The sequence below is a fragment of the Streptomyces sp. NPDC102259 genome, from assembly GCF_044766465.1.
In the GTDB taxonomy this organism is placed as follows: domain Bacteria; phylum Actinomycetota; class Actinomycetes; order Streptomycetales; family Streptomycetaceae; genus Streptomyces.
Genome location: NZ_JBIWMA010000030.1, coordinates 1 through 25423 on the forward strand (window position 1 = coordinate 1; position 25423 = coordinate 25423).

The window sequence follows — 25423 nt, forward strand, 5'->3', positions numbered from 1 at the left end:
AAGCCGTCGAACTCCTCACCGACCTCCTCACCGGCACCGCACAAGCCCCCACCGAACGCCACCACCCCATCGAACTCATCACCCGCACATCCACCAGCCGGACGGCGTCCTCCCCGGCCTGACACATCGAGGACACCGCCGCCCGCAGGCGGCAGCCCCGGCCCTCATCGCAAACAACATCGGGCACCCTCCGCCCATGTGCCGTTTTCGAGGGGCATCCCCGATCGGTCCCCCGGCTCGCTGGACCCCCGGGGGCCACAGCCCCGCACCCAGCCCTCCCCGCGGGACCGCATCCGCTCCCGGCTCCGCCGCGCCCCGCAGCCTCTCCCGTCGGACCCTAGGACAGTCAGCCCTAGTCAAACCAGCCCTCTTTCTCCCTGCTGCTGTGGCTGGAAATGTCAGATCCGACAGAGGAAGGCCGTGGTCAACGGTTATCCCTCGTACCACCTCACCTGCCTGGAGACCCACGATGCGTGCTGCCTTGGCTACTGCCGTCAACGCCCCCCTGTCCGTGATCGACCGTGAGACGCCCGAGCCGAAGGCCGGTGAGGTGCTCATCAAGGTCACTGCGTGTGGCGTGTGCTTCTCGGACCTGAACCTGATCCGCGGCCACTACCCCTTCGCCCGCTTCCCGGTCATCCCCGGCCACGAGATCACCGGCACCATCGCCGCGGTCGGCGAGGGCGTCACCGGACTGGCCGTCGGCGACGCCGTGGGCGCCCAGTTCCTCTACGACTCGTGCGGCCACTGCGACTACTGCGTCGCCGGCGAGCAGATCCTTTGCCCGAAGAAGCGCATCACCGGCATCGTCGCCGACGGCGGCTACGCCGAATACGCCGTGTTCAAGGCCGGCTACGTCACCCCGCTCCCGGCCGGCATGGACCCGGTCGCCGCCGCCCCGCTGATGTGCGCGGGCATCACCGCCTTCAACGGCCTGCGCAAGGGCGGCGCGAAGGCCGGCTCCCGTGTCGCCATCATCGGCGCGGGCGGTATCGGCGCCCTGGCCATCCGCTACGCCGTCGCCATGGGCGCCCGGGTCGCGGTCATCGGCCGCTCCCGCCGTGGCGAGGACCACGCCAAGTCCCTCGGCGCGGAGTTGTTCATCCCCAGCGCCGACACCGACCCGGCGGTCGCGCTCAAGGCATGGGACGGCGGCGCCAACCTGGTGCTCAACGCCGCACCCTCCACCGCCGCCGCGGCCGCCACGCTCGGCGGCCTGGCCCCCGACGGCACGCTCCTGCTGTGCGGCTACGGCTCGGACCCGCTGACCCTGCCCACCCAGCCGATGGTCCTCAACCGGCTGCGTGTCATGGCCTCCCCCTCAGGCTCCCCCCACGACCTGCGCGACACTCTGGCCTTCTCCGCCGCCCACGACATCTTCCCCTCCGTGACGCCCATCAGCCTGGACCAGGCCCCCGACGCCCTGGACGCCCTGGGCTCCGGCGCCGGCGGTGGCCGGTCCGTCATCACCTTCGCCTGAGCCCGTCACGCTCCCGCCTCTTCCACTGCTTCACGCCGCTTCCCACCGCAGGAGACATCCCATGAGCACCATCCTCATCACCGGCGCCGGTTCGGGCTTCGGCGCGCTGACCGCCCGCGCACTGGCCGACGCCGGCCACACCGTGTACGCCGCGATGCGCAACACCACTACCCGTAACGCCGAGCGGGTCACCGATGCCAAGAACTACGCCGCAGAGAACGGCGTTGACCTGCGCACCGTCGAACTCGACGTCCTGTCCCAGGAATCCGCGGACGCCGCCATCGCGACCGTCGTCAGCGAGGCCGGCGGCCTGGATGTGATCGTCCACAACGCCGGCCACATGGTGACCGGCCCGACCGAGGCCTTCACCCCGGACGAGATGATCGCCGTCTACGACACCAACGTACTGGGGACCCAGCGCGTCAACCGCGCCGCCCTGCCGCACCTGCGCAAGCAGCGCAACGGCCTGGTGCTGTGGGTGGGTTCGACGTCCACCAAGGGCGGCACCCCGCCGTACCTGGCCCCCTACTTCGCCGCGAAGGCCGCGATGGACGCCCTCGCCGTCTCCTACGCCGCCGAACTGGCCCGCTTCAACGTCGAGACGTCGATCATCGTCCCGGGCTCCTTCACCCGCGGAACCAACCACTTCGCCACCGGCGGCCACCCCGGCGACCAGAGCGTCATCCCCGACTACGAGGCGCACTACGCCGGGATGATGGACCAGGTCTCCCAGCGCCTGGCGGCCCTCGCTCCCGCAGACGCCGACGTCTCCCAGGTTGCCGACGCGATCGTCGAGGTCGTGGGCACCGAACACGGCAAGCGGCCCTTCCGCGTCCACATCGACCCCGCCAATGACGGCTCCGAGACCGTCAGCGCGGTCGCCGACCACATCCGCGCCGAGTTCCTCACCCGGATCGGCCTGGAAGACCTGCTGCACCCGCACAACTGACGTCCGCCCGTATGGCCCCGACGGACTCGACGGGGCTGCCCAGGTGCCTAGACCGCCGGTGCGGTGCGAAACCCCCGTAGCGCCGCACCGGCTCTTCACCCTGCCTCCTTCCGCCCTTTGGAGTTCCGCCATGCCTGCAAGCACCGCCTCTGCCGCCCGCGGCCTGTTGATCGGCGGCAAGGAGATACCCGCCGTCTCCGGCCGCACCACCGACGACCTCGACCCCCGCACCGGTGAGGTGTTCGTACGCGTGCCCGCCGCCGGGCCCGAGGACGTCACCCTCGCCGTCGACGCAGCCGACGCCGCCTTCGCCTCCTGGGCCGCCACCGCGCCCACCGCCCGCCGCGAACTCCTGCACCGGGCCGCCGACCTGCTGGAACAGCGAGCCGACGAGTTCACCGAGATCATGCTCGCCGAGACCGGCGGCACCCGGACCTGGGCCGGCTTCAACATCCACATGTCGGCCACCCTCATCCGGCAGGCCGCCACCATGGCGACCGGCCCCGTCGGCAAGCTGCTGGCGAGCGACGTCACCGGCGAATGGTCCATGGCCGTACGGGAACCGGCCGGTGTGGTCACCGCCTTCGTGCCGTGGAACGGGCCGCTGATCCTGTGCGCCCGCGCCGTCGCCGTCGCGCTGGCCACCGGCAACCCGGTCATCATCCGTCCCAGCGAGGACGGCCCCATCACCTCGGGTTACTTCCTCGCCGACATCCTCGCCGAGGCCGGCCTGCCGGCCGGTGTCGTCAACATCGTCACCAACGACCGTGCCGACGCCCCCGCCGTCGTCGAAGCTCTCATCGCCGACCCCCGCGTGCGCCGCGTCAACTTCACCGGCTCCACCCCAGTGGGCCGCATCGTCGGCCGTCTGGCGGGCGAACACCTGACCCCCGTCATCCTGGAACTGGGCGGCAAGAACCCGATCGTCGTCCTGGACGACGCCGACCTGCAGTACGCCGCAGCCGGTGTCACGGTCGCCAAGTTCATGAACGCCGGCCAGATCTGCATGTGCGTCGACCGCGTCATCATCCAGGACAGCGTCTACGACGCCTTCACCGACGCCTTCCTCGCCAAGGTGAACTCCCTGGGCCAGGGCAATCCCGACGACCCGCACACCCTGGTGGGCCCCCTCATCAACGCCCGTGCCGCCGAACGCGTCGCCGGCCTGGTCGCCGACGCCGTCGCCAAGGGAGCCACCGTCCTGACCGGCGGCGGCGACGCCGACGGCGCCTTCTACCCCGCCACCGTCCTCGCCGACGTCACCGAGGACATGCGGATCTACCACGAGGAAGTCTTCGGCCCCGTCGCCACCCTGTTCCGCGTGAACAGCGCCGAAGACGCAGTCACCCTCGCCAACGACACCCCCTACGGTCTGTCCAGCGCCGTCTACACCGAGAACGCCACCCGCGGCCTCGCCGTCGCCCGCGCCCTGCGCCACGGCGCCGTCCACGTCAACGACCACTCCGTCTCCGACGAGCCGCAGGCCCCCGTCGGCGGCGTCAAGGACAGCGGCTTCGGCCACTTCGGCAGCGAATGGGGAGCGGAATTCTTCACCGAGACCCGCTGGATCACCCTCGCAGACCAGCACAGCACCTACCCCGTGTAATCCGCGCCGGATGCGGTGCCGGGCTCACCCGAACCCGGCACCCTCCGGCTGTGCCCCGCATACCAAGTCACCATGCCGTGAGGAACCACCGTGCCCGAAGGCGCACTGCTGGCCGAGCAGATCATCGACGCCGCCGAACAGGCGCTGCGCCGCTTCGGCCCCCGCAAAGCCACCGTCATGGACACCGCCCGCATCCTGCGCGTCTCCCACGGCAGCATCTACCGGCACTTCCCCGACCGCGACGCACTGCGCGAAGCGGTCATCGAGCGCTGGCTCGTCCGGCTGCGTGACACCCTCCCGGCCGGCCAGGGCCACCATCCGGCCGCCTGGCTGGATGCCCTGTACGCCGCCCACCAGGACGCCGCGCGCACCGATCCGGAACTGCACGCCGCCTACGCCCACCTGTTCGCGTACAGCACGGTGGTCTCCCGCCACCATCATGCCCTGGCCACTACGTTGGCCGGCCTGCTGGAGGCCGGGCCGGCGCCGGCCTGGGCGCACGACCACCTGCATGCCGCGACGACCGGGCTTACCGCGCTCACCGCGTTCCTCGACCCCCGCCTCACCCCCGCAGCCGTCTCGTCGGCCGAGTCCTTTACCGCCGCGCGCGACCTCGTCACGGCCGGCCTGACCGCCAACTGACCCGTCCCCAGGACAGGAGAGGAAAGACCCAGTGCCTGCCCTGGCCAGCAGCCTGCTGCACCTTAAGCCCAACACGGCCCGCGTCCGGGTCGGTGTCCGCGCCGCCGTATGCGCGGCCGCGCCGGTGGCCATCGGCGCGGCCGCCGGCCACACCGTCACCGGCCTGATCGCCAGCACGGGATCCCTGGCCGCGCTCTACAGTTCTGATGCCGCCCCGCGCCGCGAAGCCTTCACCGTAGGCTCCGCTGCCGCCGTGCTGGTCCTCTCCCTTGCCTGCGGAACACTTGCGGCCCACCACCCGTGGCCGGCCGTCGCCGTAACGGCGGTATGGACCGCCCTGGTCAGTTACGCCTGTACCGCGCTCGCCGCGCGCCCACCGGGCATGATGATGTTCGTCCTGGTGTGCGCTCTGGGGACGGTCCTGCCCGGCAACGTTCTCCTGCTCGCCGCGGCCACCGCCGCCACCGGCGCCGCAGCCGCCCTGCTGTCCGTCCTCGACCAGGCATGGCGCACCCGCCGCGAGCAACCTGAACCAGTGCACAACAACCGAGCGGCCAGGGCGCGAACGGCAGCCCGCCTCGCCGTGGCATTCAACCCCGCCGGCTCGCCCTTCGTTGTCATGGCGCTGCGCAGTGCCGGCGCTGTCGCCAGTGCCGGGAGCGTCTCCATCCTCTTGGGACTTGAGCGGCCCTACTGGGCCATGGCCACCGCTGCCGCGGTCCTCAGCCGCGGCAACCAGACCTCCACTGCGGCGAACCGAGCCCTGCAACGGCTCCTGGGCACGCTGGCCGGCTGCCTGCTCGCCGCACTCCTGCTGCTGGCGCACCCCCGTGCCTGGGCCGCCGCGCTGGTCCTGGCAGCCCTTACCTTCGCCACCGAACTCTTCGTCTCCCGCAACTACGCCCTGGCCATGGTCTTCGTCACGCCGATGGCGCTGCTGCTGGTCGACGCAGCCGGCCCGGCCCAGCCGGTGGGAGCGCTGCTCATCTCCCGCGCCGTGGAGACCTTCTTGGGCTGTGCCGCGGCCCTGGCCGCCTCCTACGCCGTCACCCGGCAGTGGGCCCGCCGCCACCAGAGCCACGCGCTCGCACTCGTCCTGCACACCAGCGCCGACATCCTCGCGGCCGACAGAACGGCCGGCAGCCAGCGGCGGCTGGGCCGGCTGGCCGCCGCTGTACACCGGCTGGAACTGGTCAGCGAGCGCACCCGCGGCGAACGGGCGGGCGTCTCCGCCGCCACCGCACCCTTGCAGGAGGAAACCCGCCAGGCAATGGACCGCGCCACACGACTGCTGAAGCACCGCGGACCCACCGAGCCCGACCCCCACACCGCCCGCGTGCTGCGCGCCACAGCCCACCAACTCGAGACACAGCTCCTGGTCAGAGGTGCCGCATGAACCGGATCCAGCTGCCCTCCACAGTCCCCGGCTTTAACCGGGCAGGACTGGCAGCCCTGCTCATCCTGACCTTCCTGATCACGTGGACCGTCCACAGCCTGCAGCCACCACCCGCCACCAACGGTTCGACGACTACTGCCACTCCGACCGCGAAGGACCCCATCATGACCGCCACCCCGTTGCCCGCCATCGTCGCGGCCGCCCTTGACGCCGCGAACGCTCACGACACCGACGCATGGCTGGCCGCCTTCAACCCCAACGGCGCAGTCAACGACTGGGGCCGCATCTTCACCGGCCATCAAGCCATCCGTGCATGGAGTGACGCCGAATTCATCGGCGTCGACGTCACACTGCACGTCACGCAAGTCCACACCACCGGCGACAGCACCACGGTGCTCGCCCAGGTCGGCGGCAACGGCTTCAACGGCCCCTCGCACTTCACCTTCACCGTGCAAGGCGACCAGATCACCCTCATGCGGATCACCGCTTGAGGCAGCCCCCGCCCGGGGCTGCCCGCACGGCCCGACCTCGCCCGCCGCCCACGCCCGGTCCGCGGCCGTGCCAACACCTGCCCCCAAGCAGCACACCATTTCGATGCGCCATGCCCCACTTCAGCGCCGCCCTCTCCCGCGGAGTACCTTCATGCGTTCCATCCGCTTGGTCCTAGCCGGTATCCCGCTGAGCGGTGCCGCCTTTCTCCTCTGCGCCCTCCTGGCCCAACCTCCCCACCGGGTGACCGGCGTGGTCGCGGCAGCGATCTTCTGCCCTCTGTGGTTCGCGCTCTGCGCCGCCAACGCCCTGGGCGGAGTTGCCGACGGCCACAGAGCCCGCCTCGAAGCAGGCCTGGCAGGGGTCATCTTCGCCGGACCGGCAACTGTCTCGCTTCTGCTGTGGTGGGCCAGCCGCACCTGGTGGAACGGCGGCCCCCTCATCACGGCGTCGCGCACCGCATGGGTCCTGACCGCCGGCATCCTGCTGTGGGCCGGAACAGCACAGCTCACAGCCGCCTGGCGGACAGCAGGTTCACCGGTACGAGCCATGAGCGCGGCCGCTGCCGTCTTCAGCCCCCTGTGGGCAGCCGTCATGGTGCTCAACCTGCTACTCGGCCTCAGCGTCGGCTACTCGCTGGCAGAAGAGATCCCCGTCCTCCTCGTAAACCTCGCAGTCCCAGTCGGCTTCGCCCTGATCGCCCACATCCTGCCGGTGCAGAACCGCGTCCGGAATCGATGAGTGCCTGTCCTACCTTTCAAGTGCGAGTGATGCTGCTCGAGGCATCGGACAGCGTGATGCGGGCCGTGATGCGCTTTCCGACCGACCGCTGCTCGACAAAGAGGGACTCGGCAACCGCCTTGACGATCTCCAGGCCATGCTGGCCGACTCTGTCGGGATCGGCGCCCCGGGCCTCCGGCTCGGTGGGGTCGCTATCCCATACGACGACGTCCACCGCGCGAGTGTTGATGCGCAGTTCCACCAGGACCGGGCCGGGGGGCGTATTTGCAGGCGTTGGTGACCAGCTCACTGACCACCAGCTGGGTCAGGTCCCTCGTGCGGGCAGTTACCGACAGGGGGTAGTCGGCTCCGGCCTGGTCGAGGAAGGCGAGGGCGTGCTGGCGGACGTCGGCGATGCAGCCGTCGTCTCCGCCGAGGGCGTAGCCGGCGCGTATCAGGTGCTCTTCCGGCTCGGTACAGCCGTCACCGTCGTCATGGGATGCCTCGGGCGTCGCCCTCATTCACCGTTCACGAGCGCGCCACTACCCCCGATCCCGTCATACATGTCAGAGGCATGTTATTCGGCACGATTCCCCTGCGTGCATGGGGTCTGGACGGTGGGGCAGAATCCTCCGTGCACGCCCTGCCCGGGGCAGGCCCAAGCGCAGTCGAGGAGACGGTGAGCGACATCGAGAACGCGGACCGGCCAGGCCGGTTCTCCGCCGTCCACCGCACGGTCGACGGCGTGCGGGTCGTGACCGTGCAGGGCGAGATCGACCACGACGTCAGAGAGCTGCTCAGCGCAGCCTTGCTGTCCGGGGACGGCGCGGCGCCGCCGTCACGGATCGTGGTGGACCTCGGCGGAGTGACCTTCATGGACTCCAGCGGCATCAACATCTTCGTCACCGCCCACCAGGCCGTCAGCAGCACGCAAGGGTGGGTACGGATCGCCGCCGCGCAGAAACCCGTCCTGCACGTCCTGCGCCTGGTAGGCCTCGACGCCATCATCGCCTGCCACCCCACCCTCGAGCAGGCCCTGCACCCCTGATCCCTACTGCGGCTGGTCCGGGATACCCTCCTGGCCCGAGTACCGCTGCACGGCCTCGCCCAGCTCCCGGCCCACCGGCTCCGGCAGCGGCTGACCCAACGCCCAGCCGATCAACGCCTCCGCGACCGTATGCAGCTTGATGTTGGTGTGCTGGGAGACCTCGCGCAGCACCTCGAACCCCACGGCCGGCGGGATCCGGTGAGTCGCGATGAGGACACCGAGGGCTTGGTCGACCACCGCGTGGGAGCCGACCGCCTGCCGCAGCTGGGCGATCTCCTGTTCCAGACGGGCCACCGCGGCGTCACGCGTTCCGTCGGGCAGGGACCACTGGTCGCGGGAGGTTGTCATTCCGGGTCTCCATACAGGGGCGACGTTTCCAGTACGCCTGCCCCGGACCGGAACGGCAAGACACCCTCAGCGCCACACGAAGATCACATAGGGCGTGAAGATGAACTCTTCGCCGACCATGGACGGCGAAGAGCCCGGGAGGCTGACTGCCCAACCCCTGCTCACGCGAGTCTCCCTCGCGCGGGCACTCACACCTGCCAGCCACCCGGCGGCCATCGCAAAGCGAGTGCTGACGCCGTCACGGGGATACGTGCACGGAATCAGCACTGCACCAAAAGTCTGACAGGTGCTCCTCGCGCACGGCCGGGCGTCATCGCCGGTCGTCACCTGACCGTGCCGCACTGGAGCTCGGCTCTGCCGCGCAGAAACGGATCGTCAGCACGATCAACGCGTCCGGGAGGCTGAACGCCGACGGGCTGGCCATGTGGCGGGAGGTCAACTGGGGCGAGTGGAAGGCCACCGCGGCGACATCAGCCGGACCTGGACCTGCTTCAGGTCCCGCATACCATCGTGTCGGCCTTCCGATTCCCTCTCGCCACCTCCTACAGCAAGGCCATGCGCGAGGGCGAGGAGGTCCGCATCCTGCGCAGGAACCTGGCCCACCTGGTGCCGTGGATACCCTCGATGGAACAGACCGTCGCCGACATTCCCGAGGACGCCCCGCGCTGGGACTTCAAGGTGTTCCAGCCCAGGGCTGATGGCATGGTCATCGCCACGCTGGCGCTGTCGGCGGAGTGGCCCGCCTGGTCGAAGAAGCAGGCCCGCGCCGCCCGGCTGGTCTGTGCGGAATGCGGCTACGACCTGCGCGAGTTCAAAGACGAGACCCGGATGCCGTTCGACGTCCGCCTGCCCGAGCGGCCCAAGGCCCGGCGACTTGTGTGCGGGCAGTGCTGCAACGACGGCGTGGACGAGATGGAGCGCCTGGCCGCGTTCGCCGGGAGGCGGTCGTGAGCACCGTCGAGCCGGGGACGGACAGGCTGCTGGTCACGGAACTGGTGGGACTGCTCAACGACGCCGAGCACTACGGCGACCCCGGCCTCCACCCCCGACAGCCGTCCGGACTACCTCGACCGCCGGGCCGCCCTGCTGCACCGGCTCGTCGAAGCCCTCGACGACGAATCCTCCCGATACCTCGCTCAGGACGCCGAAGACCGCGCCGAGGACGTACGGGTTCGAGGTGCAGGAGCCGGCGACGGGGGCTTAGGCCGTATCAAGCAACGTTCGCGACCGAATTCCCAGAGGATTCAGAAATCCCGATCGCTCTTGTGCGGCAGGCCGTTAAGGAATTCTTGACCTCCGAGGGAAAGCGCCCCACCTGCATTCAATGGCAAGTGCCGGAGTTCTGGTGATTTCCCCTGCGGCACAGGATTTGGTTGGGTGCGTTGGTGACGGCGGAGAGGGTGTCGGAGGCGGGCGCTAGTGTGCGTGGCTGTGGACGCTACTGATCTTGAATACCGGGCCCGGACGCGGTCCGGGTGCATCCCGCCGGAGCTGGTCTCTCGGCTGCTCGAACGCGGCCACGTCGACGTGGTGGAGCTGTATGCCGGACGCGGGGAGTGGTTCTGCGCGCTGGCGTGGGCGCGGTCGCTGGGGGAGCAGGGCCGGCAGGCCGACGCTTTGGAGGTGCTCGCCCCGTACCTGGCGACCGGCTGGTGGGCGGCCGTCGCAGCCGCGGCCGAGCTGCTGGAGGGCTGGGGCCGCGCCGACGAGGCGATCGAGATGACCCGGGTCCGGATGGAGGCCGGACACCCGATGGCGATGGAGTTCTACACGCGCCTGCTCGCGCGGCACGGCCGCGCCGAGGAGGCGTTCACCCTGCTGCGCCGGCACATCGGCGAACTGCCCCTCGGCACACTGGTCGACGTCGCGGGCGCCGCCGGCCGCGACGAGGAAGCCGCCGCGCTGGTCGCCGCTCGGACCGAACACCGGTGCACTGACTTCCCGTGGTGCTGCAAAGGCCTCGATCGCGACACGGCATTCGGGTACCTGGCCCAGATCCGCGAGCGCCAGGGCCGTACCGACGAAGCGATCTCCCTGCTGCGCGCCAGCAGCACCAGCCGACTCAACAACCGTGAGCAGCTCGCCGCCATCCTGGCACGAGACGGTCGGCTCGACGAGCTCCGGGCCATGGCGGCGACTGACGACTCAGGGAGCGCAGTTCGGCAGCTCGCGCGGTTGCTGGAGGAGGCCGGCGACGTGGAAGGGGCGATCGCGGCATACCGGCAGGCCGGCAGTGCGGTGGCTGGTACCTCCTATTCGGCTTTCGAACTTGCGCAGCTTCTGGCCCGGCACGGCCGGGGGAGCGAAGCGATCGACGTGATGCGGGTCCAGGCAGACATCTACAACGGGTACGACTGGGTCCTCCACACGCTGGCCGAGCTGTGCCTCGACCAGGGCCACCCCGAGGAAGGCCTGGCACACCTCGACGCCCTCGCCGCCGCCCGCTGGGGCGAGGAGGAGTGGGACCTGTACTGGATACGGCTGCCGCTGATCGCCGCCCGTGACGGCGTCGACGAAGCGGTCGCACAGGCCCGTTCCCACCCCGAGGGCGCCACCCGGTACGCGGCGTCGCACATCGCCGAGCTCCTCGCCGGCGCCGGACGTACCGAAGAAGCCGTCACCGTCCTCGAGCAGCACCCCCACTCGAACCGACACGACCTGGCCGGCTATCTGATCGACCTCGGTCGCGTCGAGGACGCCATGGCCATCCTCCTGCCGCCCGCCCCCAGCCCGCCCAAGCGGCCGGGCGGCCCCTGGCACGACGAACCCCCGTTCTGAGCCCAGCCCGCTGCACGGGCTGCCCTGCGGCGTCGTCTCGCAGCCGGTGCGGCTCCCGTCCGGGCTGAGCGGGGTGTCGTCAGCGACCAGCTCCGCCAGGATTTCGCGCTGGCGGGCCTCCGCCTGACCGAAGCGCTGCGACTCCTGCCCAGCACCATGGCGGCAGAGCACAGGATGGGTAACCGGTGAACTGCAGGCCGGTAAGCGGTTGTCAGTGGTCTGGGCTACGGTCGCGGAGGTCCCTGGCGGACCGCTCCGCTCCCGCCTGGCCTCCAACAGCGGCCGGGCGGGAGCGGGTGACGCTCGCTCCCCAATTCTCGGCACGGGAGCGGGCCCTTCCGGATGGAAGGCCGACACCCGAAGGCGTCCTGTTCCATTGACGCGGGTACGCCGTGCAATTTCAAGGAGAACCGGGAACTTCCACCCTCCTGCATGCCGTACCTGGCGTTCTTTGCGCCTCAGCGGTCATCCGTGCGCGCCCGGCACCGCCCTGTGACAGTCATTGTTCCGTGAATCAGCGATCACATGGCGTAGCAACTTCCTCTGTGGCCATGCTGGTTGCTCTTCCCGGCGGCGGCTTCGGCACCCGTGCTCCGGGGAGCCCTGCGGCTTCCGGATGGGCCGTACGGGATATGGCCGACACCAGAGGAGTTTGGATGCAACGGAAGCAGACGGTGATCATCATGGCGACGGCCACGGTGTTCGTCTGGAGTGTGGTGATGGTGGCGATCGGCCAGACGGCAGCGGTCGCCACGCTCGCCCCGGCCCTCGGGCTGACCGTGCAGCAGATCGTCCACGCGGCCCGCACGCAGGCCGCGCCGGCCTCGGGACACCGCGTGGCGGCGGTGCCGGACAAGGAGGACGACGCCACGTGACGACGCCCTTCGAACCGCCGGTACCGCCGGCCAGTCCGGCCCCCGTGCGCCCCGGGCGCAAGCTGGGACCGATCGCGGAGAACGTGGGCAGCGCCCACCGCGCCTGGCTGGAGCCGATGCGGGAGACGTACCTGCGCAGCGGTCTGACACTGAGCGAGCTCAGCCTGCGGGTCCTGCTCGCCAAGTCGAAAATCTCCGAGCTGCTGCGCGGAACCGGACTGTATCCGCGCTGGGAGATCGTCCTCAGCCTGTCCGCGGAGCTCCAGATGCCCGGCTGGCCCCTGTACCGGCTGTGGCGCCAGGCCGCGTTCGAGGCCCACAAGAGCCGGGAGTGGGTGGAACGCTCCGGCCAGAAAGGCGCGCTGACCACCTCTCACACGGCCCCGCCGCTGGACCACCGCGCGTTCCGCGAACTGGTGGAGAACGACTACGGCCTCTACGCCCAGGTCTTCCTCGACGACGACCAGCGCGACACCGCCGTCTCCGACACCTTCGACATCCTCTGGCTGTGCTGGAACGACGCACTCGCCAGCCCGGACACCCGCAGCTTCGCCTGGAACGTCCTGCGCGCCACCGTCATGACCCGGACCCTGCACCTGGACGGCCGGCCCGAACTGGGCGGCGCCGCCTTCGACACCGTCGCCCTGCAGTCCCTGACCACCGAAGCCGACCGCCTCGACCAGATCGCCGAAAGCCTCCAGCTGTTCAAAGCGATGAGCCGGCTGCCCGACCACCAGCTCGACGTCATGGTGCTGCGCCGCCTGTGCGGGATCGCTCCCGAGCACGCCTCCGACCTCCTCGGGGTCCCGCTGGCCACCGTGCGTTCCGACGAGCGTCACGCCGTCCACTTCCTGCAGAGCGTCATCTGCCCGCCGCCCGAGACCGAAGGGAACGCCGAATGACCTGCATCGAAGAGATCCTTTCCAGGGCCCTGCTGGTCCGTGACCGCACCATGCCCCGCGACATCGTGGCGGCGTCCGCACCGCCGACGAGCGCCGATGCCCGCCCGCCCGGCGGCGCGAGCACCTCCGCCGCGGCAGCAGAGGACCTGCGGGCGCTGTGCGAAACCCTCGTCACCCACACCCCGCCCACCGCCGTCGCCGACTTCGTCACCGATCAGGTCCCCGAACCCCGCAGCGCCCTGATCCTGGCCTGCGTCCTGCAGCTGACCGACACCAGCGACGGCGCACGCTTTTGGTGGCAGTACGCCGCCGGAGCCGGCCAGGCCGCCGCCGCGTACTGCCTCTACCTCCACCACCTCGCCCTGGGCGAGAGCGACGCGGCCGACTGGTGGCACCGCCAGACCGACGACGTCCAGCCCGCGCCAGGGCCCACCGTCCCAGAACGCCGCCCGGCTCCGGAACCTCCGGGGCCGTGGCGGGCGGCCGAGCACCGGGTCACCAGCACCTCCACCACCACGATCCTGCGAGTCCTTCGCCACCTCGCGAAGTACACCGCCCGGCCCCGCCCCGCCGCCGTCACCGCACTCATGACCTACGTCCCCAACGCCGTCGCCGTCGGCTACCTCCGTCAGCCCGAGACCGAACTGCCAATGCCCGGACCCGACTTCGCCCGCCGGATCAGCACCCTGCTCGCATCCGCCGCCAACCGGCCCGACGTCTACACCAGCCTCCCCGCCCGCCCAGCACCCCGCACACGCCCCCTGCCCGACACAAGCCAGCCCGCACCGCGCCCCGCCGTCGGCAAGCCTGCCGAAGAGGTGAATCCGCAGCTGGGAGAAACCGCAACAAGGTCACGGTGACATCACCCCACGGCGCCCCGGGAACGGCCCCAACGTCCGGTGCAGGCCCAGGGCGCCGTGCCCGCCCGGTCTATCCATGTGGCTGCGGCAGTCGGCCCCGCTGCGTGGCACGGTGCCCAGCCGTGACGGGAGACGCCCTCTGTTGAGCCGAACAGCTTGGTAGCCGACGTCAAAGCAGCAGCAACAAGGAAAGCCCAAAGTAGGGGCCGCAGGGGTTCTGTTTGAACGAGCCGAGCTCGTCCGGCAGATCGCGCCAGGGCGAGAACGGCCCGACGACAGAGATACGGTGTGCCTAATCTGACGCAGGCGCATCCCGGGCAGGGCGAGTTCGAGCGCCGTGAGGCGCTAACACTTCGCGTGAGTGCGAGGCATCGGAGACGGCCCTGAATATCCTGGGTGATCGACGAGTAACGAGTGTCGGCGATCAAGCAGGGGATCATGAGCAGCGAACGCACCTACGAGCCACCAGAACTTCCCGAGGACAGACCCGGCAGCGACCAACCCGCATCAACCGCTGCCGAGTTGTCAGAAATCGTGCTCGTCGTTGCGACGATGACAGCAACGCCGTTCCTGCAGGCGATCTCCACCTACTTCGGGAACGCTCTGGCCAAGGGGATGGGCTCGGGGACGCGTGAAATCATGCACCGGTTCATTCACCGACAGGCGCGAGCGAGTCTCGACGATCCTGCCGACGTCGTGGATCTCATCCACCTGCGTACCGAGGACGGGTGGCTGGTCGAGATGAAGGTAGCCGTCGAACCCGAGGCGCTTGCTCAGCTTCCAGAGCTGTGCGCCGCGGATGCACCGCTCAGCGAGTCCGATCGGCGCCCTGGCACGACCGCGACGATCCGCTGGGACCACGACGGCTACTGGATCGCCGCGACGGTACGTGAAGACGGATACCGTGTCGCCTTCACGTGGGATCCGCAAGCAAAGCAATGGCGCGAGCGTACCTACCGCCGCCCTATTCCCGTCGCATAGGAGGAAATCTGAGCGGCTGCGTGTTCGACAGGGAGACGCCCAGCTTCAGAACGTGTTCCTGGCCGTTCACGTAGATCAGCGGCCTGGCTGACCTGGCCGCTGAGCGTGCTGGGCGTGCCTCCGCCGCCTGTATGGCCCGGCGGGCCAGGCGGAACAGGACCCGGGCGTATACAAGAGTCGCCGCCGCAACAATCGTCGGGATGACCGCCAGCGCGAGTATGCCTACCAGGGGGGGGCCGGCTGTCTTCAGCGGGTGCGAAGAGTCCCCGGTCTTCGTGCATCAGGAACCGGTAGCCGAACCACGCCCACATCGCCAACGACAGCAGCAACCACCCAAGCGACCACTTCTCGACCTGGTGCCCATCCTGGCGTAACTGCTCTACGTCTGCCGCCATTTCTCCCCCTCTATCGATGGCGGTCAGTGGCCAGTTCATCACAGCGCGTACGTGCCGACGGCGCGGGGTCCCACGCCGCGACAGCCCGTCTCGAGGCTGGCGTCCAGGGACAGACCCTTGTGCCGCCTCCACACAGGCATCAGCTGCCGAGGCAGCCGCCTCGAATACCCGAAACACGCCAATGCTGAGCCCTCGAGAGGCGTCCGGTTGTCGTGCACGTCGCCGCAGCTGGAGCGCTTCATGGCGCGCCCTGACCCGGACCTCAACGCTGCGCGTCGCTGCGGGGCACTGCAAGGCCTGACGGCGGGCAGGAGGCGCAGGGCAGGCGCTCCGCCCGCCGGAAGCTCAAGGACGGCCGTACCGCCCGTCGCGGCCAGAAGATGGGGGCCGTCCCGGCCGGACCGCCAACTCTCAGCGGACGCGCCTGAGGCAGCACTGGGTCTCAGTCGCTTCGGTCGCTGTGCGGCACCGGGACATCTTTCGCCGTCGCGCTGTCGCGGCGGATCGTGGGATCGGGCATCGAGGCAGGTGGTTGAAGCATCTGGCGGCTCAATTCATCGCCGAGCAGCTTTGGGTCTGCTCGGCGTATGTAGGAAAGGACTTGCCCGTTCTGCGGGTGCACCGTTGCCGGGTGCCTGAGGCTCGGTCGCTTCAGTCGCTTGGGTCGCTGCACTTGGCAAGGCAGCGACCGAACAACCAGCGACGGAGCAGTTCTCCAGTCGCTGGCTGGTTTGGCCGACCGAAACGCCAGGTCAGCGCGTTCTCCATGGAGTGAAAGCGACTCAAGCGACCAGACAGCGCATATACGGGCTCCATAGAGAGTGTGCGTGTGCGTTATATACAGAGAGCTTCAGTCGCTTCAGTCGCTGTTCAGGCTATCCCCCCCCATCTGAGCTGGCCTTTTGCTGTTGCCGTCACGCAGCGACCGAACCGTCCAGGGTCGCTGTGCTGTTCGCTCGGTCGCTGGACGAGCGCTAGCCGGTCGCATCATCGCCACAGGAGCACCGTTGTTCTGCATGTGCTCCACGACCCCACCGTCCCCGTTCGCTAGGCTGTGTCTGTCATTGAGTCGCTTCGGTCGCTAGTGGGGGGTGCAGATGCCTGCTGAGCTGCAGTTTTCCCGCAGCGACTCAAGCGGCTCAGTCATCCCCGCTCCTTCAGTCGCTTCGGCCCTTGCCACTGCCCAGGCCTGCGCCCGCCGCGGCTGGCCCGTGCACCCCCTCGCCCCAGGCCGCAAGACACCAGCCGCGAACTGCAGCGACTGCCGTGCCAACGTCCACACACCGACCGGCTGCCCCTGCCTCCGGGCAGGCCTCTGGTGCCACAGCTTCCACGCAGCCACCCTCAACCAAGACCGCATCCAGCAGTGGTGGGGACAGCACCCGGAGTTCGGCATCGGAGTCTCCTGCGGCCCGGCCGGCCTCGTCGTCATTGACATCGACGCTCACGGCACCCAGCCTCCGGCGCGTGACCGAATCCTGCCCGGCATCCCCATCGGTGACCACGTCGACCTCTCCGGCCTCGCCAACGGCTTCCACACCCTCGCCGTCCTCGCAGCCCTCCGCAGCCAGCACAGCCCCGCCGACGACACCACCACCCTGCGCGTGCGCACCCCCTCCGGGGGCCTCCACGTCTGGTACCGGACCACCGGCAACCGCCACTGGAAGTCCTCCGCCGGCTCTAGCCCCGGCCGCGCCCTGGCCTGGCAGGTAGACATCCGCGCCCACGGCAGCTACATCATCGCCCCCGGCACCACGACTCACCACGGCAGCTACACCCCCCTCGGCGAGGCCCGCGAGCCCGCGGCCCTCCCCATGTGGCTCGCCCAAGAACTCGACCGCACCGGACACTCGCCCGCGCCCGCCATTCCCGCCCCCCGGCTCGTCCCGCCGCGCGCCCAGCAGGCGGTGCTTGCCGCCGGCGGCCGCCGAGGCCAAACCGAGCACACCCTCGCCGCGGTCCTGGCGCCGGTCGAAGCCTGCGGCCAGGTCGCCCATGGCGCAGGCTTCTCCGACACCCTCAACCGGGCCGCCTACACCCTCGGCGGCCTCATCGCCGCCGGCCGTCTTCCCCAGCAGGAAGCCGAACAGGCACTCAAAGACACCGCCGCCGCGGCCCGCCCGGGCCAGGAGCTGCGCATCGAGCAGATCATCCGCAGCGGCCTCGCCGCAGGCCTCAAGAAGCCCCTCCACGCGACAGGGAGGCGCCCATGACCTCCCCAGGCATCGAGCCGCTCTTCGAGTTCGACCCCGAAGCCGTCGCCGCCCAGATCCGCGCACAGACCCCTGCCGCGCCGCTGCCCGCCCAAGCCACCGCCGAGCGGCCGAGCGGCGAAGCGACCGCCAACGGCCTCCTCCCGGACACGCTGACCGACCGCGGCAACGCGAAACTGTTCGTCAAGCTCTACGCCAACGACTACCGGCACGTCCCCAACATCGGCTGGTATCGGTGGGACACGACCCGCTGGCAGATCGACGAAGACGAAACCGTCCTGTGGGCTGCTGGCGATCTCGCCGAGACCATCGCCGAGCACGACCCCCGCGGCCGGTTCACCACAACCGCCCTGCACAAGCACCGCACCCGCGCCATGTCGACCTCCGGCATGAACGCCATGCTCGTCCAGGCCCGCTCAGCGCCAGGCATGGTACTCAAAGCGGACCGCCTGGACGCCGACCCCTATGCCCTGTGCACGCCCCAGGGCGTCGTCGACCTGCGCACCGGGCTGCTCAGGGCCCCCGACCCGAACAAGGACTTCCACTCCCGCTCCACCACCGTCGGCCCGCAGCAGACACCCATCCCGCGCTGGCTGCGCTTCCTGACCGACACCTTCGGCGACGACGCCGAAGGCCTGCAAATGATCGACTACCTGCAACTGCTGCTCGGATACTCGATCACCGGCGACGTCGGAGCCCAGATTCTTCCCTTCCTCTGGGGAACGGGAAAGAACGGCAAATCCGTCCTCCTGGACGTCATGATGAAGCTGCTCGGCGACTACGCCGACGCAGCCCCTCCCGGCTTCCTGATGGCCAAGCCCTTCGAAGGCCACCCCACCGACCTCGCCGAACTCCACGGCCGGCGCGTCTACGTCTGCTCGGAAATCAAACCCGGCGACAAGTTCGACGAAGCCCGGGTCAAACACCTCACCGGCGGCGACCGCATCAAAGCCCGCCGCATGCGTCAGGACCCCTTCAGCTTCGAACCCACCCACAAACTCTGGCTGCTGGGCAACCACCGCCCCGAAGTCGGCACCGGCGGCTTCGCCTTCTGGCGGCGCATGCGTCTGATCCCCTTCGAACGCGTCGTCCCCGACGACCGCAAGATCGACAACCTGGCCGACCTCCTCGTCATGGAGGAAGGCCCCGGCATCCTCGGCTGGCTCATCGACGGCGCCCGCCGCTACCTCGGCGGCGACCGCGACCTCACCGGCCCCGAACGCGTCCGGATCGCCACGACCGCCTACGCCGAAACCGAGGACCACACTGGCCGCTTCTACGAGGAATGCTGCCGACTGGGTCCCGACCTGCGCGCCGAGCAGACGACGCTCTACGCCGCCTACACCACCTGGTGCAACAATGAAGGCGCACTGGTCATGTCCTCGCGCGCCTTCGCCTCCCGCACCCGGGAACTGGTCGGGCTGGCCTCACCCAAGGGCATGATCCTGTCCAACCAGCGCAAGTACTACCCGGGCATCGGACTGCTCACCGACGAAGAGAGGGAAGCCAGCGCATGAGTTCCCTGATCGATGCGGACGAGATCAGCCACGAAGTCGACCTCGTATGGCTGGAAGACGTTGCCCAACTCGACTACGTGCGCCAGAGCCTGGACCGGCTGCCCACCCGCAAGGGCAAGCCCGCCTACCACCGCGACGGCCGCATGGTCGGCTACGCCATCCTCGGCCCCGACGCCAAAGCCTCCCGCGCCTCTGGCACGTTCCGTCGCCGCGTCTTCTGGGTCCTGCCCCATGACCGCGACACCGAGCCCGACGGCCTGTACGCAAAGAGCGCCCCTGCCGAAGCCGTCGACCCGCGCACCCTCGAACCCCGCGTCAAGGGCTACAAGACCGAACGCTCCGAAGGGGGCCCGCCTTCTCTCGCCATGCAGGAGCTCGGCATACAGCTCCCGTTGTAACGCCCGGCCGCGACCGCCATGCCCCAAGTCCTGACCAGCCTCATCGCGGTGGTCGGCACGTAAGGGGGAATTCTTCTTGTGCCCTATGGCCGATGCTGACTGCCCTCGCCCAAATCCCCGGTACTCCTGTCAGGCCAGCCCCACCCAGGTGTAGATGGCCCCTGCAAGGCAAGTCGCGAGGCTCACATGCACCACCCAGCGCAGCGCCGCTCCCTGCGCCTTCCCGCCGACCATCCCATCATCAAGCAGGTGGCCAAGGCGAAGTGGCAGCTCACCCAGCGCGGGTTCGGCCCCTGGGCACGGATCTACCGCAAGGCCCAGGGCCGCGAGCGGCAGTGCGTGCAGCTCGCGATCCTGTCCTGGGACGCCCTCGATGAGCGGTCCTGGCCCGGCGTGGCGGACATGGAGCCGGCCGACATCGCCCGCGTCCTCGGCGTCTACGCGACCCGGGTCATCACCCCGCGCGGCTCCACCGCCGTCTCCGGGCTCGAGCTGATGACGGCGCTGCGCCCGCCGACCCGGGCTGTACAGGACCGTGCGACCGGGAACTGGGTCTCCGGCCACAACCCCGGCAGCCTCGGGACGGAGCCGATGGACCCGGCGCCGCCGGAGGCCACCGCCGAACACCCGGTCGTCGTCAACTCCGGCTGGAGTGGCGGCTTCCTCAACGAGGAGGCCTACCAGTGGGTGCGCGACGTCGACCTGCTGAGCGATGAGGAGTGCACGCTGCCGTATGCGGTCGGCCTGGACCTCAACACCGCGTTCCTCGCGGCCGCGGCCCGCCTGGTCGTCGGCCTGTCCGCTCCCGACCACTTCCACGCTCCCGCCTTCAATCCGAAGATCCCCGGCTCCTGGCTGGTCGACCTCTCCCACATCGAACTGGACCCGCGCCTGCCCAGCCCGTTCACCCCGGACGGCTCCCGGCCGGCGGGGCCGGCCTGGTACCAGACGCACACCGTCGCCTACGCCCAGGAACTCGGCTACAACGTCCACCCCATCGAGGCGTACCTGCGGCGCGAGAGCGGCGCGTACCTGGACCCGTGGCACGACCGGCTCAAGACCGCCTACGTCGACACCCTCGCCGACCTCGGCGTCACCAAAGACCTGGACGACCATCAGTTCCTCGCGGCGATGGCGCGGGCACAAGCAGGCCGACCCGGCGATGGCCGCCGTGCTGGCCGCCATCAAGGCGACGGTGAAGGGCGGGGTGGGCAAGCTGCGCGAGCGCCCGCAGGGCAAGGCCTACAAGCAGGGGGAGCGGTGGCCGGCGCTGGAGCGGCCTACCTGGCGCCCCGACATCCGGGCCGCGGTCATCAGCAAGGCGCGGGTGAACATGCACCGCAAGCTGTCCAACATGGCCAGGATGACGGGCCTGTTCCCGCTCGCGGTGCTGTCCGACTGCGTCGCCTACCCGTCGCCGGGGGAGAGCCCGCTGGACTTCCTGCCGTATGCGGCCTCGGGCAAGCCGCAGCCCGGCGGGTTCCGCCTCGGGCCCACGCCGGGTCTGGCGAAGCTGGAGGGCGTCCAGACGATGCTGTGGGCGGTCGACCTGATGGAGCAGGGCCTCAACCCGGCCCGTCACATCAAGGGCGGCGACGCCGTCCGGGACGAAGGGGAGTAGCGCCGTGGCGGGAGAGATCGGGGACGCCATCGAGCGCGCCGACCGCGAAGCGTTCACCCAGCAGCCGCCCAGGACGCTGAAGGGCCGGATCGGCTTCCTGATCCGCCAGTTGGGCAGTGCGAAGGCCGTGGCGGCGGAGATCGGTGTCACCGCCGACTCCGTCAACCGCTACCGGCGCGGTGCCCGTAAGAACCCGCCGCCCGAGGTCGCGGCGAAGGACGACGAGGCGGTGCGGCAGCGCTGGCAGCCCCGGGTCCGCAAGCGCCGCCGTCGGCAGGCCGCCACCGCCACGGGCGTCACGGTGGAGACGAGGGCCCGCTTCGGCTACACCGCACCCGTCGGCACCACCGACGACGGCCGCTTCCGCCGCCTCACCGTCCACCTCCCCCCGGCCTACGCCCAGCGCCTCTTCGAAGCCCGCGATCAGGGCGCCGGCGACCAGGAGATGCGCGCGATCATCGCCGAAGGGTTCAAGGACATCTACTTCCAGGACGGCGGAGTGCGCGCCAGTAGCCTCAGCGACGTCGAGATCAACGACATCGACTACCTCGACCTCGACTACTGATGACGCCGACGGAAAGCGATCTTGAGCCGAAGCGCGATAGTTGTCACATAGGCAGGCTTGTTGTCACCGGCCGGACTGCAAGCCCTTATGGCGACGTAGGCCGTGAGGTGCGTACGGCTGGATGATCTGGCTCGTGGCGAAGGGCAGCCAACTGCTGGAGGGCCTTGCAGCTGACCTCCGTGACTGAACGCCCACCGCCTGTCGAGCAGGCGGCCCGGTTCAGCCTGCCAGCTGCTGAAGCCATTCGCGGAGCAGCGCCGTCTCGGTGTCTCGCAGAGTCAACCCCGCGTCGGCAGCCGCGGGTTTGGTGGTGAGCGCGGTTTCCAGTGCGGCGTCGAGGGCGAGTGCGCGCGAGGCCAGGTCCGACCCGGATGAGGCGGGCGGGTCCGTGGTGAGGGAGGCGATGACGGTGTCCCGCAGCCGTGCGGAAGTGGTCAGGTCCCGCTCAGAGGGCTCTTCGCCGATCAGCGCCAGCGTGGCGCCCGTTGTCGCGGCGTGGATGATGCGGGTCGCCTGCTTCACCGGAACCCGAAGGCGCCCGGCCTCGGCCGCCCGGCCCAGCAGTGTGACCAGCAGGGCGTGCGCCTCGTCCGCGGCCGGGGGCCGCCGCCCGGGCTGCACTGTGCCGTACATGAGCATGTAGAACGCGGGGTGCCGCACTCCGAAGTCGACGTGCAGGTCCCAGCCGCGGTAAAGGTCGGCCACCGGGTCGTCGGGGGTCAGCGCCAGCGCTTCGCGTTTCTCGGCCAGGTACATCTCGAACCCGTAGGCGGCCAGTTCGGCCAGGAGGCCGTCCTTGTCGTCGAACATCCGGTACAGCGCGGGGGCCGTGATGCCCGCGGCGGCGGCGACAGCGCGCGTGGAGACCGCCTCACTGCCGCCCTCTTCCAAAAGCTTGGCGGCTACCTGCAGCACCTGGCGCCGCGCGGCGCGTCGTCCCTCGTTCATGGAACAACGATATCGCATTTTGCGTATCGTCGCCCTATCGGTGCTACTGTTTTAGCCGGAACAATGATCCATTGCTGATGTGGTCGGCCTTAGCCCGCGACATCTGGGCATGCGCCGCGCCCCGGCCGGTGCCGTCGGCCCTCACTCGTGGAGCCGTGCGGCCGACTGCCACACCGGGCAACGCGTCGTCCGCCGGACCACCACCGAACACGCCGCCATCGCGGCAGGAGAGGAACACCCATGTCCGACATCTCGATCGTCATCGCGTCGCATTCCGGCTACGGCCACACCGCGCAGATCGCCACAGCCGTCGCGGACGGCGCGTGCTCCATCGCCGGGACACAGGTCCAACCCGTGGACGTCGCCTCCCTCAGCGACGCTGACTGGGAACTGATGGACGCCGCGGACGCCATCATCTTCGGCACCCCCACCTACATGGGCACCGCGTCCGGGGCGTTCCACGCCTTCGCCGAGGCCAGCAGCAAGCGGTGGATGACCCGCGCCTGGAGCGACAAGCTCGCGGCGGGATTCACCAACTCCGGCTCCATGAGCGGCGACAAGCTGCACACCCTGCAGTACCTCTCGCTCCTGGCGGCCCAACACGGAATGCTCTGGGTGAGCCTGAACCTTCTGCCGGGCTGGAACACCACCACCTCCAGCCCCCAGGACGACAACCGCCTCGGCTTCTACCTCGGTGCCGGCACCCAGAGCTTCAACGACACCCCCGCGGTCCACGACGCGGACCTGAACACCGCCCGCCACCTCGGCCGGCGCGTCGCCGAGCACACCCGCATCCACCGCGCCGGACTGGCCGCCGCAGCGCACTGACACAACGGGTCGCCAGAAATCTACCTTCCACATTTCTTTCAGAGGAGTGCTTCATGCAGCACCGGACACTGGGAAGCCAAGGCCTTGAGGTCTCGGCGATCGGCTACGGCGCGATGGGCCTGACCATGGCTTATGGACCCACCGACGAGGAGGCCGGCGTCGCCGCCCTCCGCCGCGCCCACGACCTGGGCGTCACCTTCTTCGACACCGCCGAGATGTACGGCTGGGGCACCGGATCCAACGAGATCCTGGTCGGCAAGGCAGTCAAGGACTTCCGCGACGACGTGGTCCTAGCCAGCAAGTTCGGGGTCGACATGTCCGTGCCCCCGGAGCAGATCGGCGGCCCTCTCAACAGCCGGCCCGACAACATCCGCAAGGTCGCCGACAACAGCCTGCGCTACCTCGGCGTGGATCACATCGACGTCTTCTACCAGCACCGCGTCGACCCCGAAGTGCCCATCGAGGAGGTCGCGGGCACCGTCAAGGAACTGATCGACGCGGGCAAGGTGAAGTACTTCGGCCTCAGCGAGGCCGGACCCGAGACGATCCGCAAGGCGCACGCCGTGCAGCCGGTCTCCGTCCTGCAGACCGAGTACTCCCTGTTCGAACGGGACACCGAGCAACTCTTCCCCACCCTGGACGAACTCGGCATCGGCTTCGTCGCCTACTCCCCCCTCGGCCGCGGCTTCATCACCGGCACCGCCAAGCCCGCCGACCAGTACGAAGCCACCGACATACGCACCGTCGACCCGCGCTGGCAGCCGGGCAACTTTGAGAAGAACGTCGAAGCCGTCGACCGGCTCGCCGAACTCGCGGCGGCCAGGGGCGCCACCGTCTCCCAGCTCACCCTGGCCTGGCTCCTGACCCGGGGCGAGCACATCGTGCCCATCCCCGGCACCCGCAGCCCAAAGCGCATCGAGGAAAACACCGCCGCCGCCGACCTCACCCTCACCGACACCGACCTCAAGGCCATCGACGAAATCCTGCCCCAGGGCGGCTTCGGCGCCCGCTACGCCGGGGGACACGTGCCCACCTGGACCTGAGATGTGGTTCCTTCCGAGTGCGGACAGACCGCCGAAGCGGATCACTGTGTCTCAGCCCGGCCGCAGGTTACAGATCATGATCCGCAAGCAGCGTGGCGGGGCGATCAGCTCAACCAGGCGGCACTGTGTTCTCACGCATCGCCAGCTCTCCGGGGACGGGCGTCCTACCTCTCGGTGGCGGATCATGCGGTCCTTCGTCCGCATCGACACCTTCGCCATCCGCTTCGTCTCCTCGCGGACCGCGAAGACGGCCTCCCGCACCTCCTGTGAGGCCGTGGGCGTACCGCCGCTTCGACGCAGCCAGCGGTCGTCCGCGCAGCCGACCAGCCCGAACCGCCGGCGGGCGTTCTCCCAGCGGATCAGCGCGCGGTAGCCGACCGAGCTCAGCCCGAGCAGCTTCGCGTGCGCAGGGTCCAGGGCCGCGAGCTCCGCCACCTTCGCGTGCCGGCGCTTGGTGAGCGTTGTCGTCGCCGAGTCGTACTCGGCTCTCGGTTCACCCGGGCCCGGATGGAACGGGTCGCCGTAGCGGAACCCGGTCGCCACTTCCAGCAGGTGGGCCATCCGCAGCTCGGTCAGCTCCAGTCGGCCCGCGTTCAGGTCCTCGGACGCCTTGCGCTGGCGTCCCTGGTCGGCCCCCACCGCCGACGTCCGCGACGACGGCCGGCACTGCGGATGGTTGGCGAGGAACCGGAAGGTCACTCGCTCGCGGGTGCCGTCGTCCTTCACCAACTGCACCCGGCCCAGGTGCGGTTCGCGCGCTCGACCGTCCACTCCATCCCGTCCAGCACCAACCCGGCGCCTGGGGAAAGGTCCAGCACCGC

24 protein-coding genes and 2 pseudogenes are annotated in these 25423 nt (G+C 69.7%); 22 read left to right on the forward strand and 4 right to left on the reverse strand.

Features of this window, described 5'->3' with window-relative positions; genetic code table 11:
- The first annotated feature begins 469 nt into the window (after positions 1-469).
- From ACIRPU_RS39170 to ACIRPU_RS39200, 7 genes are all read left to right on the forward strand, one after another.
- Positions 470-1480 carry an alcohol dehydrogenase catalytic domain-containing protein gene (locus ACIRPU_RS39170; RefSeq protein ID WP_403876387.1) on the forward strand — a complete coding sequence of 337 codons (1011 nt, stop codon included), beginning with the start codon at positions 470-472 and terminating at the stop codon, positions 1478-1480.
- A 61-nt stretch (positions 1481-1541) separates the two neighbouring features.
- Positions 1542-2429 carry an SDR family oxidoreductase gene (locus ACIRPU_RS39175; protein WP_403876390.1) on the forward strand — a complete coding sequence of 296 codons (888 nt, stop codon included), beginning with the start codon at positions 1542-1544 and terminating at the stop codon, positions 2427-2429.
- A 130-nt stretch (positions 2430-2559) separates the two neighbouring features.
- Positions 2560-4035: an aldehyde dehydrogenase family protein gene (locus tag ACIRPU_RS39180; RefSeq protein WP_403876393.1), complete on the forward strand. Its 1476-nt coding sequence runs from the start codon at positions 2560-2562 to the stop codon at positions 4033-4035.
- 90 nt (positions 4036-4125) lie between these two features.
- On the forward strand, positions 4126-4677 hold the full coding sequence (locus tag ACIRPU_RS39185; RefSeq protein WP_403876396.1) for a TetR/AcrR family transcriptional regulator: 552 nt from the start codon (positions 4126-4128) through the stop codon (positions 4675-4677).
- A gap of 31 nt (positions 4678-4708) precedes the next feature.
- The gene (locus ACIRPU_RS39190) at positions 4709-6073 is read left to right on the forward strand and encodes an FUSC family protein (protein WP_403876399.1); all 1365 of its coding nucleotides are present in this window, start codon (positions 4709-4711) and stop codon (positions 6071-6073) included.
- Complete coding sequence (locus ACIRPU_RS39195; protein WP_403876402.1) at positions 6070-6564, forward strand: nuclear transport factor 2 family protein; 495 nt, start codon at positions 6070-6072, stop codon at positions 6562-6564. The genes ACIRPU_RS39190 and ACIRPU_RS39195 overlap by 4 nt, the downstream gene beginning before the upstream one ends.
- 151 nt (positions 6565-6715) lie before the next feature.
- Positions 6716-7303 (forward strand): hypothetical protein, encoded by a 588-nt coding sequence (locus tag ACIRPU_RS39200; protein ID WP_403876404.1) that lies wholly within the window; start codon positions 6716-6718, stop codon positions 7301-7303.
- Positions 7304-7319: 16 nt separating this feature from the next.
- Here the strand turns inward: ACIRPU_RS39200 and ACIRPU_RS39205 are convergent.
- A pseudogene (locus tag ACIRPU_RS39205) lies at positions 7320-7803 on the reverse strand (ATP-binding protein).
- Positions 7804-7961: 158 nt separating this feature from the next.
- Here ACIRPU_RS39205 and ACIRPU_RS39210 point away from each other — a divergent pair.
- On the forward strand, positions 7962-8330 hold the full coding sequence (locus ACIRPU_RS39210; RefSeq protein WP_403876407.1) for an STAS domain-containing protein: 369 nt from the start codon (positions 7962-7964) through the stop codon (positions 8328-8330).
- Between the two features lie 3 nt (positions 8331-8333).
- On the opposite strand, the gene ACIRPU_RS39215 is transcribed toward ACIRPU_RS39210, so the two are convergent.
- Complete coding sequence (locus ACIRPU_RS39215) at positions 8334-8678, reverse strand: ANTAR domain-containing protein (RefSeq protein WP_403876410.1); 345 nt, start codon at positions 8676-8678, stop codon at positions 8334-8336.
- Between the two features lie 510 nt (positions 8679-9188).
- Here ACIRPU_RS39215 and ACIRPU_RS39220 point away from each other — a divergent pair.
- From ACIRPU_RS39220 to tpg, 12 genes and pseudogenes are all read left to right on the forward strand, one after another.
- Positions 9189-9629, forward strand: coding sequence for a hypothetical protein (locus ACIRPU_RS39220; RefSeq protein ID WP_403876413.1), 441 nt, complete (start codon positions 9189-9191; stop codon positions 9627-9629).
- A 44-nt stretch (positions 9630-9673) separates the two neighbouring features.
- Positions 9674-10027 carry an Imm1 family immunity protein gene (locus ACIRPU_RS39225; RefSeq protein ID WP_403876607.1) on the forward strand — a complete coding sequence of 118 codons (354 nt, stop codon included), beginning with the start codon at positions 9674-9676 and terminating at the stop codon, positions 10025-10027.
- Positions 10028-10109: 82 nt separating this feature from the next.
- Entirely contained in the window at positions 10110-11456 is a 1347-nt protein-coding gene (locus tag ACIRPU_RS39230) for a hypothetical protein (protein WP_403876416.1), read from the forward strand.
- A 656-nt stretch (positions 11457-12112) separates the two neighbouring features.
- Positions 12113-12331 carry a hypothetical protein gene (locus ACIRPU_RS39235; RefSeq protein WP_142270027.1) on the forward strand — a complete coding sequence of 73 codons (219 nt, stop codon included), beginning with the start codon at positions 12113-12115 and terminating at the stop codon, positions 12329-12331.
- Complete coding sequence (locus ACIRPU_RS39240) at positions 12328-13233, forward strand: sigma-70 family RNA polymerase sigma factor (RefSeq protein ID WP_403876419.1); 906 nt, start codon at positions 12328-12330, stop codon at positions 13231-13233. Before ACIRPU_RS39235 ends, ACIRPU_RS39240 begins: the two co-directional genes overlap by 4 nt.
- Positions 13230-14093 (forward strand): hypothetical protein, encoded by an 864-nt coding sequence (locus ACIRPU_RS39245; protein WP_403876422.1) that lies wholly within the window; start codon positions 13230-13232, stop codon positions 14091-14093. Before ACIRPU_RS39240 ends, ACIRPU_RS39245 begins: the two co-directional genes overlap by 4 nt.
- Before the next feature lie 438 nt (positions 14094-14531).
- A complete protein-coding gene (locus ACIRPU_RS39250) occupies positions 14532-15074 on the forward strand; it encodes a hypothetical protein (RefSeq protein ID WP_403876425.1) in 543 nt (180 codons plus the stop codon).
- A gap of 1606 nt (positions 15075-16680) precedes the next feature.
- A complete protein-coding gene (locus tag ACIRPU_RS39255) occupies positions 16681-17682 on the forward strand; it encodes a bifunctional DNA primase/polymerase (protein ID WP_403876427.1) in 1002 nt (333 codons plus the stop codon).
- Positions 17679-19199 (forward strand): phage/plasmid primase, P4 family, encoded by a 1521-nt coding sequence (locus ACIRPU_RS39260; protein ID WP_403876430.1) that lies wholly within the window; start codon positions 17679-17681, stop codon positions 19197-19199. Before ACIRPU_RS39255 ends, ACIRPU_RS39260 begins: the two co-directional genes overlap by 4 nt.
- Positions 19196-19597: a DUF6009 family protein gene (locus tag ACIRPU_RS39265; RefSeq protein ID WP_142270019.1), complete on the forward strand. Its 402-nt coding sequence runs from the start codon at positions 19196-19198 to the stop codon at positions 19595-19597. The genes ACIRPU_RS39260 and ACIRPU_RS39265 overlap by 4 nt, the downstream gene beginning before the upstream one ends.
- 201 nt (positions 19598-19798) lie before the next feature.
- Positions 19799-21218, forward strand: a pseudogene (gene tap, locus ACIRPU_RS39270) (telomere-associated protein Tap); the annotation flags it as partial.
- A gap of 4 nt (positions 21219-21222) precedes the next feature.
- Positions 21223-21783: a telomere-protecting terminal protein Tpg gene (tpg, locus tag ACIRPU_RS39275; protein WP_403876433.1), complete on the forward strand. Its 561-nt coding sequence runs from the start codon at positions 21223-21225 to the stop codon at positions 21781-21783.
- Between the two features lie 219 nt (positions 21784-22002).
- Here tpg and ACIRPU_RS39280 read toward each other — a convergent pair whose 3' ends face one another.
- Positions 22003-22731: a TetR/AcrR family transcriptional regulator gene (locus tag ACIRPU_RS39280; RefSeq protein WP_403876436.1), complete on the reverse strand. Its 729-nt coding sequence runs from the start codon at positions 22729-22731 to the stop codon at positions 22003-22005.
- A 240-nt stretch (positions 22732-22971) separates the two neighbouring features.
- Here ACIRPU_RS39280 and ACIRPU_RS39285 point away from each other — a divergent pair, with 240 nt between their 5' ends.
- Positions 22972-23559: a flavodoxin family protein gene (locus ACIRPU_RS39285; RefSeq protein ID WP_403876439.1), complete on the forward strand. Its 588-nt coding sequence runs from the start codon at positions 22972-22974 to the stop codon at positions 23557-23559.
- Positions 23560-23612: 53 nt separating this feature from the next.
- Positions 23613-24602 carry an aldo/keto reductase gene (locus ACIRPU_RS39290; RefSeq protein WP_403876442.1) on the forward strand — a complete coding sequence of 330 codons (990 nt, stop codon included), beginning with the start codon at positions 23613-23615 and terminating at the stop codon, positions 24600-24602.
- Positions 24603-24653: 51 nt separating this feature from the next.
- On the opposite strand, the gene ACIRPU_RS39295 is transcribed toward ACIRPU_RS39290, so the two are convergent.
- On the reverse strand, positions 24654-25373 hold the full coding sequence (locus ACIRPU_RS39295) for a hypothetical protein (RefSeq protein WP_403876445.1): 720 nt from the start codon (positions 25371-25373) through the stop codon (positions 24654-24656).
- Between the last annotated feature and the right edge of the window lie 50 nt (positions 25374-25423).

Coding starts and splice junctions, on each gene's coding strand:
- ACIRPU_RS39245 (WP_403876422.1), top strand. CDS start 13,230: ATGACCTGCATCGAAGAGATCCTTTCCAGGGCCCTGCTGGTCCGTGAC.
- ACIRPU_RS39200 (WP_403876404.1), top strand. CDS start 6,716: ATGCGTTCCATCCGCTTGGTCCTAGCCGGTATCCCGCTGAGCGGTGCC.
- ACIRPU_RS39265 (WP_142270019.1), top strand. CDS start 19,196: ATGAGTTCCCTGATCGATGCGGACGAGATCAGCCACGAAGTCGACCTC.
- ACIRPU_RS39280 (WP_403876436.1), bottom strand. CDS start 22,731: ATGAACGAGGGACGACGCGCCGCGCGGCGCCAGGTGCTGCAGGTAGCC.
- ACIRPU_RS39235 (WP_142270027.1), top strand. CDS start 12,113: ATGCAACGGAAGCAGACGGTGATCATCATGGCGACGGCCACGGTGTTC.
- ACIRPU_RS39175 (WP_403876390.1), top strand. CDS start 1,542: ATGAGCACCATCCTCATCACCGGCGCCGGTTCGGGCTTCGGCGCGCTG.
- ACIRPU_RS39290 (WP_403876442.1), top strand. CDS start 23,613: ATGCAGCACCGGACACTGGGAAGCCAAGGCCTTGAGGTCTCGGCGATC.
- ACIRPU_RS39170 (WP_403876387.1), top strand. CDS start 470: ATGCGTGCTGCCTTGGCTACTGCCGTCAACGCCCCCCTGTCCGTGATC.
- ACIRPU_RS39250 (WP_403876425.1), top strand. CDS start 14,532: ATGAGCAGCGAACGCACCTACGAGCCACCAGAACTTCCCGAGGACAGA.
- ACIRPU_RS39285 (WP_403876439.1), top strand. CDS start 22,972: ATGTCCGACATCTCGATCGTCATCGCGTCGCATTCCGGCTACGGCCAC.
- ACIRPU_RS39260 (WP_403876430.1), top strand. CDS start 17,679: ATGACCTCCCCAGGCATCGAGCCGCTCTTCGAGTTCGACCCCGAAGCC.
- ACIRPU_RS39195 (WP_403876402.1), top strand. CDS start 6,070: ATGAACCGGATCCAGCTGCCCTCCACAGTCCCCGGCTTTAACCGGGCA.
- ACIRPU_RS39180 (WP_403876393.1), top strand. CDS start 2,560: ATGCCTGCAAGCACCGCCTCTGCCGCCCGCGGCCTGTTGATCGGCGGC.
- ACIRPU_RS39215 (WP_403876410.1), bottom strand. CDS start 8,678: ATGACAACCTCCCGCGACCAGTGGTCCCTGCCCGACGGAACGCGTGAC.